Raw genomic sequence first — 15,469 nt, forward strand, 5'->3', positions numbered from 1 at the left:
GGGCTTTCAGCCCGGCTCAGGCCGCGTCCGGGTCGAGCAGGCGATGCAGATGGACGATGAAGAAGCGCATCTGGGCGTTGTCCACGGTCTGCTGCGCGCGCGACTTCCAGGCGGCGTAGGCGGTGGCGTAGTTGGGGTAGAGGCCGACGACCTCCACCTTCGACAGATCCTTGAACTCGGTGCTATCCAGGCTCTTGAGCTCGCCGCCGAGAACCAGATGGAGAAGCTGCTTGGATTCAGCGGTTGCGGCCATGGCGGCATGGTCTCCGTCAGTCGATGTGCCCCGGCAGCGGCCGGCCCGAAGCCCCGTCTCGCCCGTGTCAGGCATGCTGCCTGAGCAGCGCGTGGAGCGCGGGCGCCGCGCAGATCAGCGGCGAATGGACCGGAACCGGCCGGTTGTACACGGGAACAGCCCCGTCCAGGCCGGTCAATGCTGCACCCGCTTCGTGCACCAAAAGGTCGGCCGCCGCAAGGTCCCAGTCATGGCTTGCGCCGCCGGCAAGGCCGGCATCGATCTCGCCGACGGCCACCTTGGCGAAGCGCAGGGCGAGCGAGTGAATCTTCGGCAGCAGCACGGCACCCTCCCGCTTCGGGCCGGCGAGCATGGGGATCGGTCCCGCCACGCGCGCGCCCGCGAGGCTTTCGCGCGCGCCCGGCACCAGCCGCCGCCCGTTGACGGTGGCGCCATGGCCGAGGGCGGCGGCGAAGACACGGCCCGCAACCGGTTCGGCGAGAGCTGCCGCAACCGGGCGGCCGTCACGCACCGCGGCAAGCGAGACCGTCCAGTCCGGCAGGCCAGCAGCGAAGGCGCGGGTGCCGTCGATCGGGTCGACGATGAACACCTCGCGCCGGTCGAGGCGCGCGGGATCGTCGATGGTCTCCTCCGACAGCCATCCGAAGCCGGGACGGGCAGCCGTCAGCCTCTCCTTCAGGAAGCTGTCGACCGCGATGTCGGCCTCCGTCACCGGCGAGGCCTTGGCCTTGGTCCAGGTGCGCATGCCGCGCCGGGCATAGGCTTGAGCCATCGCGCCGGCTTCGGCGGCGAGGCTCGCCAGCAGGTCGCGCAGGACGAGGTCTTCAGCGGCCGGCAACGGTGAGCCCTTCCACCAGAACGGTCGGGGCATCCAGGCCGCGCTTCAGCACCAGATCGTCGGCCGGCGTGAGGCCGGCAAAGATGTCGAGGAGGTTGCCGGCAATGGTGATCTCGGCGACCGGATAGGCCAGTTCGCCGTTCTCGATCCAGTAACCCGAGCAGCCGCGCGAATAGTCGCCGGTGACCATATTGACGCCATGGCCGATCATGTCGGTGACATAGAGCCCGTCGCGGATGGCGCCGATCATGTCGGCCGGCGACACCGTGCCGGCGGCAAGATGAAGGTTTGTGGCACCGGGCGAGGGCGGCGAACCGATGCCGCGGGTGGCGTGGCCGGTGCTTTTGAGGCCGAGTTCCCGTGCCGTCGCCGTATCCAGAAGCCAGCTCATCAGCACGCCGTCCTCGACCAGGGCGAGGCGGCGGGCGGCAACCCCCTCCTCGTCGAAGGGGCGCGAGCGCGGGCCGCGCGGCCGCAGCGGGTCATCGACGATGGCGATGCCGGGCCGGAAGATGCGCCGGCCGAGCTTTTCCCGCAGGAACGAGGTCTTGCGGGCGACCGACTGGCCGTTGGCCGCGCCGGCCAGATAGCCTGCAAAGCTTGCCGCATGGCGCGGCTCGAAGACGACCGGCACCTTGCGGGTGTCGACCTTGCGCGGGTTCAGCCGGCGCACCGCGCGCTCCCCGGCATTGCGGCCGATGGCCTCGGCCGAATCGAGGTCGGCGCGATGGCGCGCCGCGGCATAGTCGTAGTCGCGCTCCATCGCCGTTCCCTCGCCGGCGATCGCGGTGACGGAGAAGGAGGTGGAGGACCCGAGCGAGGCGCCCTCGAATCCTGCGGAGGTGACCAGAACGAAGCCGCCGAGACCGGCCGCCGCACTGGCACCGCCCGATTTCGTCACGCCGGCAACGGCGCGCGCCGCCTCCTCGGCGCGGCGGGCGAAAGCCTCGAGTTCGGCCGGGCCCGGCATGACCGGGTCGATCAGGTCGAGGTTCGGCCAGTCGCGGGCGAGATCCTCGGGCTCGGCGAGCAGCGCATAGGGATCCTCGGGCGCCACGCGGGCGATGGCCACCGCCCGTTCGGCCAGCGCGGCCGCATCCTCACGCAGGTCGTTGGAGGCAACGGAGGCACTGCGGCGCCCGACGAAGACCCTCAGGCCGATGTCGTCGCCCTCCGCCCGCTCGGTCGCCTCGACGTGGCCCTCGCGCATCTGGACTGTGGTGGAGGAGCCGCGCACCGCCATCACGTCGCAGGCATCGGCGCCGGCCTTGAGGGCGGCGTCGCGCAGGGCCCGCGCGCGCTCAAGCAGCGCGCCGGTATCGAGAAGGTCGGACATGGGTGATCCTGGTCGGACGTCGGCGGGTTGTCCCTCGTGTAGGCATCGGGCGGGCCGGTTTCAAGACGCCGCGGCCCGCGCCGCGCGACGGCCTGGCAAGGAACGGGAAAGCAAACGCGCCAAGGAAGGGTTCATCACGCCTGCCAAGCCTTTCTCAAGCATCAGGAAACAAAGGCATTTTCGACTTCGGATTGAGGCCGGCTTAACCCTGTGCCTTAAGCCGGGGGACAAGAAATCCTGCGACTGTTCCTGCAACGACGGGGCGAGAGCCGGTTCAAGCCGGCCGAAGACCCCAGGGAGCAGTCATGTCGCGTCAAACAGAACCGGGCGGTGCCGCCGCCGGGATCGGGGCCTCCTTGCGCCTCGATCCCGGCCACCTTCCCACCCGCTACACGGCCCCGGACCGGGGCGCCGATACCGGCCAGCGGGCCATCGACCTGCATGCCGACCGCGTGGTGATCCGCCGCACGGCGAGCGGTGCGCGGATGAAGCTGCAGCTGCCCGTGCGGATCTATCGGGGCGTCGTCGTGCGGATCGCCGAGGACGGCCGCCCGGGTCCCGACCGCGTCGAGATCGTGCTCGTCCATGCCGATCCGGCCCTGGACGTGCCGCTCTATTCCTCGCTCGATGCCGATGACGTCGTTGCCGTCTGGCAGCGCTGGGGTTCGGCGCTGGCCCTGCCCCTGCTCATCACCGGCGAGGACGGGGCGGTGCGCGAGGCCTTCCCGCGCATGGGCGCCGTGCTCGTCGGGCAGCCCGGTCCGCGCCGCCGCCGCCGCTCGGCGCTGAAGAGCCGCCGCCCCCAGGCCATGATGCGCCGCAAGCCGGGCGGGCCCATCTCCGGCCAGTCGATCCACCGGGAACGCGAGATCATCGCGCGCAATTGATCGCCGGTCAGCATCGCGTGACCGGAATTGACGGGTCCGGGGCCGGCCGCGATGTTGCCACGGTGTCGGGTGACAGCTATTGCCGACTTGTCATCCTGCAATCCGCTGCGGAAAGAGCCCATGCTGTCGCGAAGAACCCTCCTTTCGGCCTCCGCCACCGGCGGCCTTGCCACCTTCGCCGGCCTGACGACGGCCATGCCCGCGCTGGCGCAGGCGCGCCGCTCGGCCCCCGAGACCGTCGATGTCGCCGAGCTCATGCAGCCCAGCCCGCTGGGCGACTGCGTGCTCGGCAAGGACGATGCCCCGGTGACGCTGGTGGAATATGCCTCGCTCACCTGCGGCCATTGCGCGACCTTCCACACCGGCACGCTGCCGGGCCTGAAGGAAAAGTACATCGCGACCGGCAAGGTGAAGCTGGTATTCCGCGAGTTCGCGCTCAACCAGCTCGACGCCGCCGTCTACATGCTGGCGCGCTGCATGCTGCAGGCCGACGGCAAGGCCGCGGGTGGCAACCAGGATCGCTATTTCGCCTTGGTCGACGTGCTGTTCCGCCAGCAGCGGACCTGGGCCTTCGGCAATGATCCCCTCGCCGCCATCACCACGATCACCCGGCAGGCTGGCATGACCCAGACCGAGTTCGAGGCCTGCCTGAACAACCAGGCCATCCTCGACGGCCTGAACGCCACCCGCGACCGGGCTGTCAACGTGTTCGGCGTGGACTCCACCCCGACCTTCTTCCTGAACGGCAAGCGCGTGCTCGGGGCCCTGCCGCTCGCCGAGTTCGAGAAGATGATCGACCCGCTGCTGCCGGCCTGAGTCCTGAGCAGCTTCCGGCCCGCCGTCTATCGGGCAGACATGACAAAGCCGCCGGATCGCTCCGGCGGCTTTTGTCATTCAGGAACCGAGAGAGACGGTACAGGGCCGCCCGTTCGGCAACCTGTCAGTTCAGCTTTGCCTTGACCTCGGCGATGCCGGCCTTGACCAGCGCCTCTCCGGCATCGCCCCGGGCGATCCCGGCCACCATGGCGCCGGCGGCGGTGGCGGCCGCCTCGGCGGCGGCGGCACGGACATCGGCGATTGCCTGCGCCTCGGCCTGGGCGATCTTGGCTTCGGCCATCCGGGTGCGGCGGGCAACGAAGTCCTCCATCTTCGCCTTGGCCTCGACGGCAAGACGCCTGGCGTCCTCCTCCGCGGCGGCGATGATGGCTTTGGCCTCCTGCTCGGCGGCGGCCTGGCGCCGGCGATAGTCGGCAACGAGGGCCTCGGCCTCCAGCCGCAGCCGGCGGGCCTCGGCGAGATCCTGCTCGATCTTCCGCGCGCGATTGTCCAGCGCACCGAGGATCGTCCGGTGGACGCCCAGATAGCCGAGAATGCCGAAGAAGATGAGGAAGGCGACGGCGACCCAGGTTTCGGCTGCGAACAGCATGGCTGTCTCCTTACCCCTTCAGAGCCGCATCGACGGCCTTCTCGACATCGCCCGCCGTCGGCGACTTGCCGACAAGCTGGCTGACGATGGCCGGGACGGTGTCGATGGCAATGCCGCGGACATTGGTCATGGCCTTGGCCTTCGAGGCGGTGATCTCCGCCTCTGCGGCGGCGAGCCTGGTGGTCAGGTCGGCCTCCAGCGCCTTGCGGGTCGCCTCGGTCTCGGCCGAGACGCGGGCATGCTCCTTGGCGGCGATCGCCTGGGCATTGCCGCGGGCATCGGCGAGCGCCTTCTCATAGGCCGCCTGCGCGGCCTCCGCGTCGGATTTCATCCGCTGCGCCTCGTCGAGGTCGCGGGCGATCCGCTGGCTGCGCTCTTCCAGGATGCCGCCGATCTGCGGCAGCACCACCTTCGAGAGGAGCCAGTAGAGGGCCCCGAAGGTGATCGCCAGCCAGAAGATCTGGGAGGCGAAGGTCTCGGTCTGGAAGGGCGGAAAACCGCCGGGTGTCGAGGGGGCTGCCATGACCAGTCCTGGTGTTCGGGGTCGGCTGCGAACCTCCTTGGCTCCGGCGCAACGGCGCCGAAGCCTGGAGATCATGCGAAACGGGCGGCGGGTGCCACCCGGCCAGACGTCGTCAGACGGCGAACAGCAGCAGCAGCGCGATCAGCAGCGAGAAGATGCCGAGCGCTTCGGTCACGGCGAAGCCGAAGATGAGGCGGGGGAACTGGCCGTCGGCCGCGCTCGGGTTGCGCAGGGCACCCGAGAGGAACTGACCGAAGATGTTGCCCACGCCAATGGCGGCGCCGGCCATGCCGATGCAGGCCAGGCCCGCGCCGAGATACTTCGCTGCAACCGGATCCATGATGAACTCCTTGGGAAGGTAAGCTTGGGTTGAGGTTGGAAGGGGGAGGCGCTGCGGGGATCAGTGTCCCGGATGCAGCGCATCGTTCAGGTAGATGCAGGTCAGGATGGTGAAGACATAGGCCTGCAGGAAGGCGACGAGGAACTCGAGCGCGGTGAGGCCGACCGTCAGCGCCAGCGGCAGCGGTGCCAGGATCGCCCAGATGCCGGCGCCGAGCAGCGAGCCGACGAAGCCGGCAAAAATCTTCAGCGCGATGTGGCCGGCGAGCATGTTGGCGAACAGACGCACCGACAGCGAGATCGGCCGGGACAGGAAAGAGATGACCTCGATGACCACCACCAGCGGCAGCACGTAGCCGGGCACGCCGGACGGCACGAAGAGGTTCAGGAAGTGCGTCCCGTGCTTGGCGAAGCCGTAGATGACCAGCGTCAGGAAGACCACCATGGCCAGCATGAAGGTGACGATGATGTGGCTGGTGACGGTGAACGAGCCGGGCAGCATGCCGAGCAGGTTGGCCACCAGCACGAACATGAACAGCGAGAACACCAGGGGGAAGAATTTCATGCCCTCGTGGCCGGCCGATTGTCGGACCGTGTCGGCGACAAACTCGTAGGACAGCTCGGCGAGCGACTGGAGGCGGGTCGGCACCAGCGAGCGGCCGCGGGTCGACAGGAACAGGAAGGCCAGGATCACGCCGACGGTGACAACCATCATCAGCGAGGAATTGGTGAAGGCGATGGCCGTGTCCTTGAAGACCAGCGGCTTGATCTCGAACTGTTCGATCGGGCTCGCCATCGGCAGGCCGCTCCTCACCTTCATGCCACGGTCGCGAAGCCATCTTTCGGCCCCGCGGCGGACGACGGCGCTCGCCTTCAGCGCTGCCGGCGTTCGCGTTCGGCGAGCCTGAGGATGTTGAAGGTCCCCGCGGCAAAACCGAGCACGATGAATATCATCAGACCCCAGGGTCGCGTGCCGAAGACATGGTCGATGAACCAGCCCAGCCCGCATCCGACCAGCACGCCCGAGACGAAATCCGCGGAATAACGAAAGCCGCGGCTCATGCCGGAGGGGTCGGAGCCCTTGCGCTCCTCGCGTTCCCGGACCTCGGTCCGCTGCCGGTCGACGGCGGCGAGCTTCGATTCCAGGACGCGGCGACGCGCCTCGAGGTCGGCTTCCCCGGCCGGCCGCTCCGCATCCTGATCCCGGTTGTCCCCGTCCCGCGCCATGTCCTGCCTCGTCGGCAGGCCCTGGCGCGTGTCCGAAACGCCGGAAGGATGCCGGATTGCCACCCCCGAAAGCCGGGCACACCTATAGTGATGAGGCGAAAAGGTGTCAAGAATGGTGGGCAGCGCAGTAAGAGTCTGATTTCGCTCCGTTTTCAGGCAGATCGGCGGAACATCCGGTCTGCCCTGCGACGCTGGCGGCCGATGTCGTGCCGACTATTCGGCGGCGGTCTTGGGCGGGCTGGACTTTCGCGCCCGGACGCAACCTCACTCCGCCGCGATCAGCTGCTCGGCGCGCCCGAGATCGACGCTGACCAGCGTCGAAACCCCCCGCTCGGCCATGGTCACGCCGAACAGGCGGTCCATCCGGCTCATGGTGATCGGGTTGTGGGTGATGACGATGAAGCGCGTGCGGGTGGTGCGCGTCATGTCGTGGAGCAGGTCGCAATAACGCTCGACATTGGCGTCGTCGAGCGGGGCATCGACCTCGTCCAGCACACAGATCGGCGCCGGATTGGTCAGGAATACCGCGAAGATCAGCGCGATCGCGGTCAGCGCCTGCTCGCCGCCGGACAGCAGCGACAGCGTCGTCGGCTTCTTGCCGGGGGGCTTGGCAAGAATGTCCAGGCCGGCCTCCAGCGGATCGTCCGATTCGACCAGCTGCAGCTCGGCCGTGCCGCCGCCGAACAGGGTGGTGAACAGGCGCTGGAAATTGTCGTTGACCGTGGCGAAGGAGGCGAGCAGGCGCTCGCGGCCCTCGCGGTTGAGCGAACCGATGCCGGACCGCAGCTTCCTGATCGCCTCGACGAGGTCGTCCCGCTCGGAAACCATGCCGTCGAACTGGGCCTGGACCTCGGTCAGTTCCTCGTCGGCCCGCAGGTTGACGCCGCCGAGTTTCTCGCGCTCGCGGCGCTGCGCCTCCAGCCGGTCCTCCACGAGGCGCAGGGCGGGCAGTTCGTCGTCCGGCGCGATGCCTGCGATGCGGGCGAGGCCGGCCGGCTCGACCTCGAATTTCTCGACCACCTCGCCGGCAATCTCGGCGATGCGCTGGCGCGCCGCCTCCAGCCGCGCCTCGGTGCGCACGAAGGCCTCGCGCGCGACCGTCATGGCGTCGAGAGCGGCACGGGCGGCCCGATCGGTCTCGGCCTGCGCGGTCTCGCCACCGGCGAGCGCGTCGGCAGCCCCGCGCTGGCGGGCCTCTGCCTCCTGGATCAGCGCGATGAGTTCGCGCCGGCGCACGACGAAGGTGTCCGGAGCCTCGGCCAGGGCCACCGCCTCGGCGCGGGTCTCGGCCAGACGCTGGTCGAGATCGGCGATCTGGCGGCCGGCATTGGCCTGTCGTCCGAGCCAGGCCTCGCGCTCGCGACCGATCTCGGCGAGACGGCGGCTGCGCAGTTCGGCCTCGCGGGCCAGGCCCTGGGCCTCGGCGCGTGCTTCGGCGAGTGTGGCGCGGTCCTGCGCGACCCGGGCGCGGATTCCGGCAAGATCAGCCTCGCGGCCGGCCGTGCTGCCGAGACCCTCAAGGGCGAGCAACGCATCGGCCTTGACGGCGCGGGCCTCGTCGAGGCTCGAATTGAGCCGCACGCGGGCCTCGACCAGCGCGGCAAGGCGGGTGGTGACGGCGCCTGCCGCGCGCTCGGCGGCAGCCAGCTGATCGCGCAGGCCATCGGCCGCGCGCTGGGCGCTGCGCCAGCCGTCGCGCGCGGTCTGTTCGCGCGTCGCTGCGGTCTTCACGAGGGCCGTGGCGGCCTCGGCGAGGGTCTTGAGCTCTGCGGCCTTCGCACGCGCGCCCACCAGGTCCTGCTCGATGTCGCCAAGCCGGTTCCGTTCGGCAAGGCGGCGGGCGGCGGCGGTCGGCGCATTGGCGGCGACGACGAAGCCGTCCCAGCGCCACAGGTCGCCTTCGCGGGAGACCAGCCGCTGGCCGGGCTTCAGCAGGGACGCGAGGCGCGCGCCGTCGGCGCGGGACACGACACCGATCTGGGCCAGCCGGCGGGCCAGCTGGTCGGGCGCTTTCACATGGGCGGCAAGACTGCCGACGCCCTCGGGAAGCCCCGGATCACCTGTCCCATCGGCGCCGGCCCATCGCTGCGGCGAGGCCGAATCGGTCGGCGCGTCAAGATCGTCGCCCAGCGCCGCACCGAGCGCGGTCTCGTAGCCCTTGGCCACGCGGACGGCCTCGAGGACAGGCGGCCACATGGACGAGGAGCCGACATTGAGCAGCTTGGAGAGCGTGCGCACCTCGGTCTCGAGGCGCTGGACCGTCCGTTCGGCATCGGCAAGCGGGCGACGGGCATCGCCTTCCTGGCTGCGCGCCACGGCATGGGCCTGCTCGGCAGCCACCGCCTCGGTTTCGGCGTCGGCCAGGACCTGTGCCGCCTCCTGCAACCCCGCCTTCAGGGCCTCCAGCCGGGCGGCATGGTCGGAGCCCTGTTCCAGCCGCGCGGTCTCGGCATCGATCTCGGCCAGCTGGCCCTCGAGACGGACGAGACGCTCGGAGGTGTCGCGCACCGAGCGCTCGAGCTGGTTCCTGCGGGCGACGATCTCGGCAAGCGCCGACGTGGCCTCGCCGAAGGCCCGTTCGGACGCGACGAGGGCGGCCTCGGCGGCCGTGACCTGCCCGGCGGCAGCCGCCTCGGCCGTGCGGGCCGTCTCGGTGGCGGCCGCCAGATCGGCCGATTCGGCTGCAAGGCGCGCCAGAACGCCGTCGGCATCGGCGCCCAGCGCCTTCTCGCGGGCGATGTCGCTATCGAGCTGGGCCACGCGCCGTTCCAGTTCGGCAAGGCGCTCGCGTGCGCGCCTTTCCTCGCCGTCGAGCTGGTCGCGGGCGACGATCAGGCGCTGGAGCGCCGCACCGGCCCTGGCCGCATCCTCGCGCAGGGCCGGCAGGCGATGGGCCGCAACCGCCTGGTTCTTGGCCGCCTCGGCCTGTTCGGTGGTGCGCTGGGCGACGATGCGGGTCTCCAGCTCGACCAGCCGCTCGGCCTCGCGCACGGCTTCGCCAGCCTCGCGCACCTTCAGGAAGGCGAGCGTTGCCTCCGCCTTGCGGATATCGGCGGAGAGCCCGCGATAGCGCACGGCCTGGCGGGCCTGGCGTTTCAGGCTCTCCAGCTGCTGCTCGATCTGGGCGAGCACCGTTTCAAGGCGGTCGAGGTTGGTCTCGGCGCCCTTCAGGCGCGTCTCGGCCTCGTGGCGGCGGGCATGCAGGCCGGCAATGCCTGCGGCCTCTTCCAGGATGCGCCGGCGTGCCTGCGGCTTGGCACTGATGATCTCGCCGATCTGGCCCTGACGGACGAGGGCCGGCGAGCGTGCGCCGGTGGATGCGTCGGCGAACAGCAGCTGCACGTCGCGGGCACGCACCTCGCGGCCGTTGATGCGATAGACCGAGCCGGCCTCGCGCTCGATGCGCCGGGACACCTCGAGGATGTCATGGTCGTTGAACTGGGCCGGCGCGAGCCGCTGCCCGTTGTCGACGGTAAGCATCACCTCGGCGGTGTTGCGCGCCGGCCTGTTGCCGGACCCGGAGAAGATCACGTCGTCCATACCGGAAGCGCGCATGTTCTTGAACGAACTCTCGCCCATGACCCAGCGCAGGGCCTCGACCAGGTTCGACTTGCCGCAGCCGTTCGGCCCGACCACGCCGGTCAGCCCGGGCTCGATCAGGAACTCGGTCGGCTCCACGAAGGTCTTGAAGCCGAGGATGCGCAGGCGGGTGAATTTCATCGTGCGCAGGCAGACCCAGGGGTGGCGACGGGAATCGGGGGACGCACCAGTCAACGCCACATCTAGCGCAATGGCGAGCCGATCACCTCTATATATTGCTGTCGGGCAGGCTTGCTTGTCGAGTCCCGGCGCCTCCCGCCCACACCCTCGGACCGCTTTTGCACAGGAAGGCGGCCGGTCGCGGTGCGCTGCCGCAAGGGCAGCGCGGGCGCCGATGCTGCGGCGCACTCCTACCCCCTACGAAGGCGATGGCCGGCGGTGTATGCATTTCTCCAGACCCGACGAAGGTGGCCTGAAGAGCCGCCGGGGGAGGAACCATCATGGGTACCAGAATCCAGCCGCTGCCGAAGAAGGGTGGCGTGAAGCTCGAGGATCGCTACGGGATGGTCGCCATCCGGGCGGTCGCTGGCGCAATCAAGGCGCCAAAGCCGCAGAAGCCGGACTGATCGCCCGGCCGCGTGGCCGTCAAACGACAGCTGGAAACGACAGCGGCCCCGCGAAGGGGCCGCCGGACAGGATCAGGCGCTGGATCGATCAGCGGACGATGACGCGCGCGCCGACCGGAACCCGGTTGTACAGGTCCATGACCTGCTCGTTGTGCATCCGGATGCAGCCGGAGGACACGGCCTCGCCGATCTCCATCGGCGAGTTGGTGCCATGGATGCGATACAGGGTGTCGCGGCCGTTCTGGTAGAGATAGAGCGCACGGGCGCCCATGGGATTGCGCGGGCCACCCTCCATGAAGGCCGGAACATGCGGCCAGCGGCGGCGCATCTCTGCCGGAGGGGTCCAGCTCGGCCATTCGGCCTTGCGCTGGATCGTGGCCGTTCCGGTCCATCCGAAGGCCTCGTTGCCCACGGCGACCTGGTAGCGGATCGCGGTGCCGGCTTCCTCGACGAAATAGAGGTGACGGGTCGAGGTCTCGACAATGATGGTGCCCGGCCGCTCGGTGGTGCGATAGGCCACGCGCTGCGGCATGCGCCAGTAGTCCATCTCGACCTGCGGCGCCTGGGCCAGCAAGGTCCGGTCCCGATCGGTCGTCGGGCGCGCCACATCGACATGATTGCTGTTGCAGCCGGCCAGCACGAACGCTGCCGCCGCCAGAAGACCCCACCGCATCGCCAGCCACTTCCGATCCTGGACGAGCACAGGTCGGCCGGAGAAGCCGGCATCTGTCCTCATCGACCCCCAAGGTTGTGGCGAAGGCTTGGCGCAGCGTCAACTTCGCAGTGCCGAAGGACCGGCGCAAATGCCCGAAACTGTTGCATTTTTGCCATGACGTGGCACGTCAGGCGGCCCGCCGCCGGTCATGGCGTCATCGCGGAGCCGCCACGATCCGCTCACGATCGGACCCCATGGGCGCCGCAAGGGGCCTCTAGCCTTGTTGCTGTGTCGGCCTGCGCCCATGCAACGCGGCCCGGCACCGATGGAGACCCACGATGAAACAGGCCCGGGCGAACCAGACGCCCGATCGCAACAAGCCATCCGACCGACTTCAGGATCGCTATGCTGCCATCGGCATCCAGGCTGTCGCCGCCGCAGCCCCCTTCGTCAAGCCGCGCAGGCCGGATCGCATCGATCCCGAGCCTCGCCGCAAGCCGGTCGACATCGATTGAGATTGCACCCCCGGCCAGCCGGCCGATGTGCAGATCTTCCGCATGCCTCTCCTGAATGACCCAGACTGGGCCGGTCGCAAGACCGGCCCTTTTTTTGGCTCAACCCAGAAGCAGGCGCAGCGCGATCGCCCACATGACGAGGGCGATGATGCCGTCGAGAACCCGCCAGGCGGCAGGCCTAGCAAAGACCGGCGCCAGAAGCCTTGCCCCGTAGGCGAGGCAGTAGAACCACAGCACCGAAGCGGCCATCGCGCCGCCGGCATAGGCAAGGCGTGCCGGGCCCTCGAACTGCGCGGACAGGCTGCCGACCAGCACCACCGTGTCGAGATAGACATGCGGGTTGAGAAGGGTGAAGGCGAGCGCCGCGGCAAGGGTCGCACCGAGACCGGCCTCGCCCGCATCGCCTTCCGGCTCGAGCGTCGCCGGGGCGAACGCCCTGCACGCCGCCATCAGTCCGTACACGACGAGAAAGGCCGCCCCGCCCCAGGCCGTGACCCGGACGAGGACCGGCGAGGACGCCACCAGCGTGCCGAGACCGGCGACGCCCGCCGCGATCAGCAGGGCATCGGCGAGGGCACAGACCGTGGCGACGGCAAAGACATGCCGCCCGGCAAGGCCCTGCCTCAGCACGAAGGCGTTCTGGGCGCCGATGGCGACGATCAGGCCGAGGCCGATGAGAAAGCCGGTGCTTCCGGCCTGGAGGAGGGCTGTCGCGTTCATGCAGCCGCGTGGATAGGCCAGGCCCGGCGCGGCGGCAATGCGCCGCGACCGCCTCGAAGGGTCACAGTCCTGTCTCGGGAGCAAGGCATGTCGGCCGAGCCTTTCCAAGCCCTGCCGGAGCCGGTAGGGGAGGAGGCAAGCCCACCGGGGAGCCAGCCGGATGCTGAATGCCTATGCCGTGGTCAATGACGCGCTCGTCCGGGTGGAGACGACGGCCGAGGCCGTGCCGCCGGAGGTTGTCTGGGTCGACCTGTTCCAGCCGACGCAGGAGGAGGACAAGGCCCTGGAGCGCTGTCTCGGCATCGAGATTCCCTCGCGCGAGGAGATGCTGGAGATCGAGCCCTCCAGCCGCCTCTATGTCGACCATGGCGTGCGCTACATGACCGCGAGCGTTCTGTGCAACACCGACCTCGGTGCGCCGAGGCTGACCCAGATCTCCTTCGTCATGGCGCGCGACCGGCTGATCACCGTGCGGTACGACACACCGAAGCCGATCAACCTGTTCCTCAACCGGGCGCAGAAGCAGGGCACGGTCCATCCCAATCCGGAATCGATCCTCACCGGCCTGCTCGACACGATCGTCGACCGGCTGGCGGATATTCTCGAGAAGGTCGGCGAGGAGATCGACCAGGCCTCCGGCCGGGTCTTTTCCCGCGCCGATGGCAACCGGAGCCGGGCCAGCACCATCGAGGAGGTGCTGCAGATCCTCGGCACCAAGGGCGGCTTCGTCTCGAAGATCCGGGAGAGCCTGGTCTCGATCAACCGGCTGCTGCTGTTCCTCTCCACCGAGATCGAGGGCACCAAGGTGCCGAAGGATGTCCGCGTGGTGCTGAAGAGCCAGAGCCGGGACGTGGAATCGCTGACCCAGCACTGCGATGCGCTGTCCAGCAAGATCACCTTCCTGCTCAACGCGGTGCTCGGCCTTGTCGCCAACGAGCAGAGCAACATCATCAAGATCTTCGCGGTGCTCTCCGTGGTGCTCATGCCACCGACGCTGATCGGCACGGTCTATGGCATGAACTTCAAGCAGATGCCGGAACTCGACTGGTCGCTCGGCTATCCGCTGGCCATCGCCATGATGGTCCTGTCGGGGATCGGCCCCTATCTGTGGTTCCGCCGCAAGGGCTGGCTCTGAGCCCGGCCCCCGCGGCGGCTGGCGGCCCCCTCAGGCAGTCGCAAGACGGCGGGCCCCGATGATCTGGAGTTCGGCCAGCACGCCGACGAACACCGCCTGGGCGGCCACGAAGGCCATGCCGAGAAGGCCGGGCGAGACCAGGCCCGAGACCAGCAGGCCGAGGCTGGCGATCACCCACAGGGCATTGACGGCTGCGATTGACAGCACCGCTGCGCGCGAGGACGGGGCCCGTGCGGCGGCGATGGCAACCGCGATCGCAAACGGAACCAGCATCAGGCCCGCCGCACGCAGCAGACCCTCGGGCAGGCCGAGCCAGGGGGCGAGGATACCGGCCCCGACCGCCAGCTTCAGGCCCATGGCGCCAGAGGTGATGGCGTCGAAGGCGAGCAGCCGGCGCAGGAAGGTCACGGTGTCGTCGGTGCGGAACAGGGCAAGGGCGAAGGACCGGGTGGCGGTGGACATGGCAATCTCCTGTCGGGTCTGTCACGGACGCTGACCGGTCCGCGAATGAGGCCATGCTGCCGGGAGCCGGGAATGGGGTCGATTACCTGCAAGGTCATTGGCCAAGCCCCGGCGACAGCTAGATTGCCACCATGACACAGCCGGTCCCCTCCCGTTCCGCTCGCCCGTCCATCGGCGACCATCTGCGCGACTGGCGCCAGCGCCGGCGGATGAGCCAGATGGATCTCGCCCTCGATGCCGAGGTCTCCACCCGCCATCTCAGCTTCGTGGAGACCGGCCGGGCGGCGCCCAGCCGCGAGATGATCCTGAAGCTTGCCGAGCGCCTGGATATCCCGTTGCGCGAACGCAACGTGCTGCTGGTGGCCGGCGGCTTTGCGCCGGTCTTTCCCGAGCGCAGCCTCGACGATCCGGCCGTGGTCGCCGCGCGGCGGGCCATCGACATCGTGCTCGCCGGCCACGAGCCCTATCCGGCGGTCGCGCTCGACCGGCACTGGACCCTCATGGCGCACAACCGCGCCATCACGCCGTTCCTCGAGGGATGCGATGCGGCCCTGCTGGCCCCGCCGGTCAACATGCTGCGGCTGGCCCTGCACCCGAAGGGCATCGCACCGCGCATCGACAATCCGGCCGAGGTGCGCGCCCATCTGACCGCAAGGCTCAGGCGGCAGATCGAGGTGAGCGCCGATCCGGTTCTGGCAGCGTTGCTCGCGGAGATCCTGAGCTATCCGGTGCCCTTCGCCCCGCCACATCCGGGCCGGGGCCGGGAGGCGGAGGATCTGTTCGTGCCGGTCAGGCTGCGATCCAGCGCCGGCCCGCTGACGCTCATTTCCGCCACCACCATGTTCGGCACGCCGGTGGACGTGACGCTGGCGGAACTCGCCATCGAGACCTTCCTGCCGGCCGATGCGGAGACGGCGGAACGGCTGCGGGCGATGATGGGGTGAGGAGGCGTGGCGGCTCCGGCCTGCTCGCCGGGGACGAGAGGGA

18 protein-coding genes are annotated in these 15,469 nt (G+C 69.4%); 6 read left to right on the forward strand and 12 right to left on the reverse strand.

Features of this window, described 5'->3' with window-relative positions; translation table 11 throughout:
• Nucleotides 1–16: 16 nt before the first annotated feature.
• The 3 genes from ACTIFS_RS01260 to ACTIFS_RS01270 all read right to left on the reverse strand — a co-directional run bounded on the left by ACTIFS_RS01260 (nt 17) and on the right by ACTIFS_RS01270 (nt 2,427).
• Nucleotides 17–253 carry a DUF4170 domain-containing protein gene (locus ACTIFS_RS01260; protein WP_439572217.1) on the reverse strand — a complete coding sequence of 79 codons (237 nt, stop codon included), beginning with the start codon at nt 251–253 and terminating at the stop codon, nt 17–19.
• A 67-nt stretch (nt 254–320) separates the two neighbouring features.
• The gene (locus tag ACTIFS_RS01265; RefSeq protein ID WP_439572218.1) at nt 321–1,091 is read right to left on the reverse strand and encodes a 3'(2'),5'-bisphosphate nucleotidase CysQ; all 771 of its coding nucleotides are present in this window, start codon (nt 1,089–1,091) and stop codon (nt 321–323) included.
• Nucleotides 1,078–2,427, reverse strand: coding sequence for a TldD/PmbA family protein (locus ACTIFS_RS01270; RefSeq protein ID WP_439572219.1), 1,350 nt, complete (start codon nt 2,425–2,427; stop codon nt 1,078–1,080). Before ACTIFS_RS01270 ends, ACTIFS_RS01265 begins: the two co-directional genes overlap by 14 nt.
• A 305-nt stretch (nt 2,428–2,732) precedes the next feature.
• Here ACTIFS_RS01270 and ACTIFS_RS01275 point away from each other — a divergent pair, with 305 nt between their 5' ends.
• Entirely contained in the window at nt 2,733–3,314 is a 582-nt protein-coding gene (locus ACTIFS_RS01275) for a DUF6101 family protein (protein WP_439572220.1), read from the forward strand.
• Between the two features lie 120 nt (nt 3,315–3,434).
• Nucleotides 3,435–4,130 (forward strand): DsbA family protein, encoded by a 696-nt coding sequence (locus ACTIFS_RS01280; protein ID WP_439572221.1) that lies wholly within the window; start codon nt 3,435–3,437, stop codon nt 4,128–4,130.
• Nucleotides 4,131–4,254: 124 nt separating this feature from the next.
• Here the strand turns inward: ACTIFS_RS01280 and ACTIFS_RS01285 are convergent, their stop codons facing one another.
• The 6 genes from ACTIFS_RS01285 to smc all read right to left on the reverse strand — a co-directional run bounded on the left by ACTIFS_RS01285 (nt 4,255) and on the right by smc (nt 10,549).
• Nucleotides 4,255–4,740: a F0F1 ATP synthase subunit B family protein gene (locus tag ACTIFS_RS01285; protein ID WP_439572222.1), complete on the reverse strand. Its 486-nt coding sequence runs from the start codon at nt 4,738–4,740 to the stop codon at nt 4,255–4,257.
• Nucleotides 4,741–4,750: 10 nt separating this feature from the next.
• The gene (locus ACTIFS_RS01290) at nt 4,751–5,263 is read right to left on the reverse strand and encodes a F0F1 ATP synthase subunit B (protein WP_439572223.1); all 513 of its coding nucleotides are present in this window, start codon (nt 5,261–5,263) and stop codon (nt 4,751–4,753) included.
• A gap of 112 nt (nt 5,264–5,375) precedes the next feature.
• Nucleotides 5,376–5,603, reverse strand: coding sequence for a F0F1 ATP synthase subunit C (locus ACTIFS_RS01295; RefSeq protein ID WP_136960505.1), 228 nt, complete (start codon nt 5,601–5,603; stop codon nt 5,376–5,378).
• A 60-nt stretch (nt 5,604–5,663) separates the two neighbouring features.
• Nucleotides 5,664–6,398 (reverse strand): F0F1 ATP synthase subunit A, encoded by a 735-nt coding sequence (locus ACTIFS_RS01300; protein ID WP_439572489.1) that lies wholly within the window; start codon nt 6,396–6,398, stop codon nt 5,664–5,666.
• A 77-nt stretch (nt 6,399–6,475) separates the two neighbouring features.
• Entirely contained in the window at nt 6,476–6,829 is a 354-nt protein-coding gene (locus ACTIFS_RS01305; protein ID WP_439572224.1) for an AtpZ/AtpI family protein, read from the reverse strand.
• A gap of 264 nt (nt 6,830–7,093) precedes the next feature.
• Complete coding sequence (gene smc / locus ACTIFS_RS01310) at nt 7,094–10,549, reverse strand: chromosome segregation protein SMC (protein WP_439572490.1); 3,456 nt, start codon at nt 10,547–10,549, stop codon at nt 7,094–7,096.
• A gap of 320 nt (nt 10,550–10,869) precedes the next feature.
• Between smc and ACTIFS_RS01315 the strand changes: the two genes are divergently transcribed.
• Nucleotides 10,870–10,995, forward strand: coding sequence for a hypothetical protein (locus ACTIFS_RS01315; protein WP_439572225.1), 126 nt, complete (start codon nt 10,870–10,872; stop codon nt 10,993–10,995).
• A gap of 88 nt (nt 10,996–11,083) precedes the next feature.
• Here the strand turns inward: ACTIFS_RS01315 and ACTIFS_RS01320 are convergent, their stop codons facing one another.
• A complete protein-coding gene (locus tag ACTIFS_RS01320; RefSeq protein ID WP_439572226.1) occupies nt 11,084–11,668 on the reverse strand; it encodes a L,D-transpeptidase in 585 nt (194 codons plus the stop codon).
• A 320-nt stretch (nt 11,669–11,988) separates the two neighbouring features.
• Between ACTIFS_RS01320 and ACTIFS_RS01325 the strand changes: the two genes are divergently transcribed.
• Complete coding sequence (locus ACTIFS_RS01325; RefSeq protein WP_439572227.1) at nt 11,989–12,165, forward strand: hypothetical protein; 177 nt, start codon at nt 11,989–11,991, stop codon at nt 12,163–12,165.
• A 99-nt stretch (nt 12,166–12,264) separates the two neighbouring features.
• On the opposite strand, the gene ACTIFS_RS01330 is transcribed toward ACTIFS_RS01325, so the two are convergent.
• The gene (locus ACTIFS_RS01330) at nt 12,265–12,885 is read right to left on the reverse strand and encodes a LysE/ArgO family amino acid transporter (protein WP_439572228.1); all 621 of its coding nucleotides are present in this window, start codon (nt 12,883–12,885) and stop codon (nt 12,265–12,267) included.
• Nucleotides 12,886–13,045: 160 nt separating this feature from the next.
• Between ACTIFS_RS01330 and ACTIFS_RS01335 the strand changes: the two genes are divergently transcribed.
• Nucleotides 13,046–14,020, forward strand: coding sequence for a magnesium transporter CorA family protein (locus ACTIFS_RS01335; RefSeq protein ID WP_439572229.1), 975 nt, complete (start codon nt 13,046–13,048; stop codon nt 14,018–14,020).
• Between the two features lie 30 nt (nt 14,021–14,050).
• Here ACTIFS_RS01335 and ACTIFS_RS01340 read toward each other — a convergent pair whose 3' ends face one another.
• Nucleotides 14,051–14,482: a hypothetical protein gene (locus ACTIFS_RS01340; RefSeq protein ID WP_439572230.1), complete on the reverse strand. Its 432-nt coding sequence runs from the start codon at nt 14,480–14,482 to the stop codon at nt 14,051–14,053.
• A 131-nt stretch (nt 14,483–14,613) separates the two neighbouring features.
• Here ACTIFS_RS01340 and ACTIFS_RS01345 point away from each other — a divergent pair, with 131 nt between their 5' ends.
• On the forward strand, nt 14,614–15,426 hold the full coding sequence (locus tag ACTIFS_RS01345; protein WP_439572231.1) for a helix-turn-helix domain-containing protein: 813 nt from the start codon (nt 14,614–14,616) through the stop codon (nt 15,424–15,426).
• Nucleotides 15,427–15,469: the final 43 nt, after the last annotated feature.

This window comes from Phreatobacter sp. (assembly GCF_051860605.1).
Taxonomy (GTDB): domain Bacteria; phylum Pseudomonadota; class Alphaproteobacteria; order Rhizobiales; family Phreatobacteraceae; genus Phreatobacter.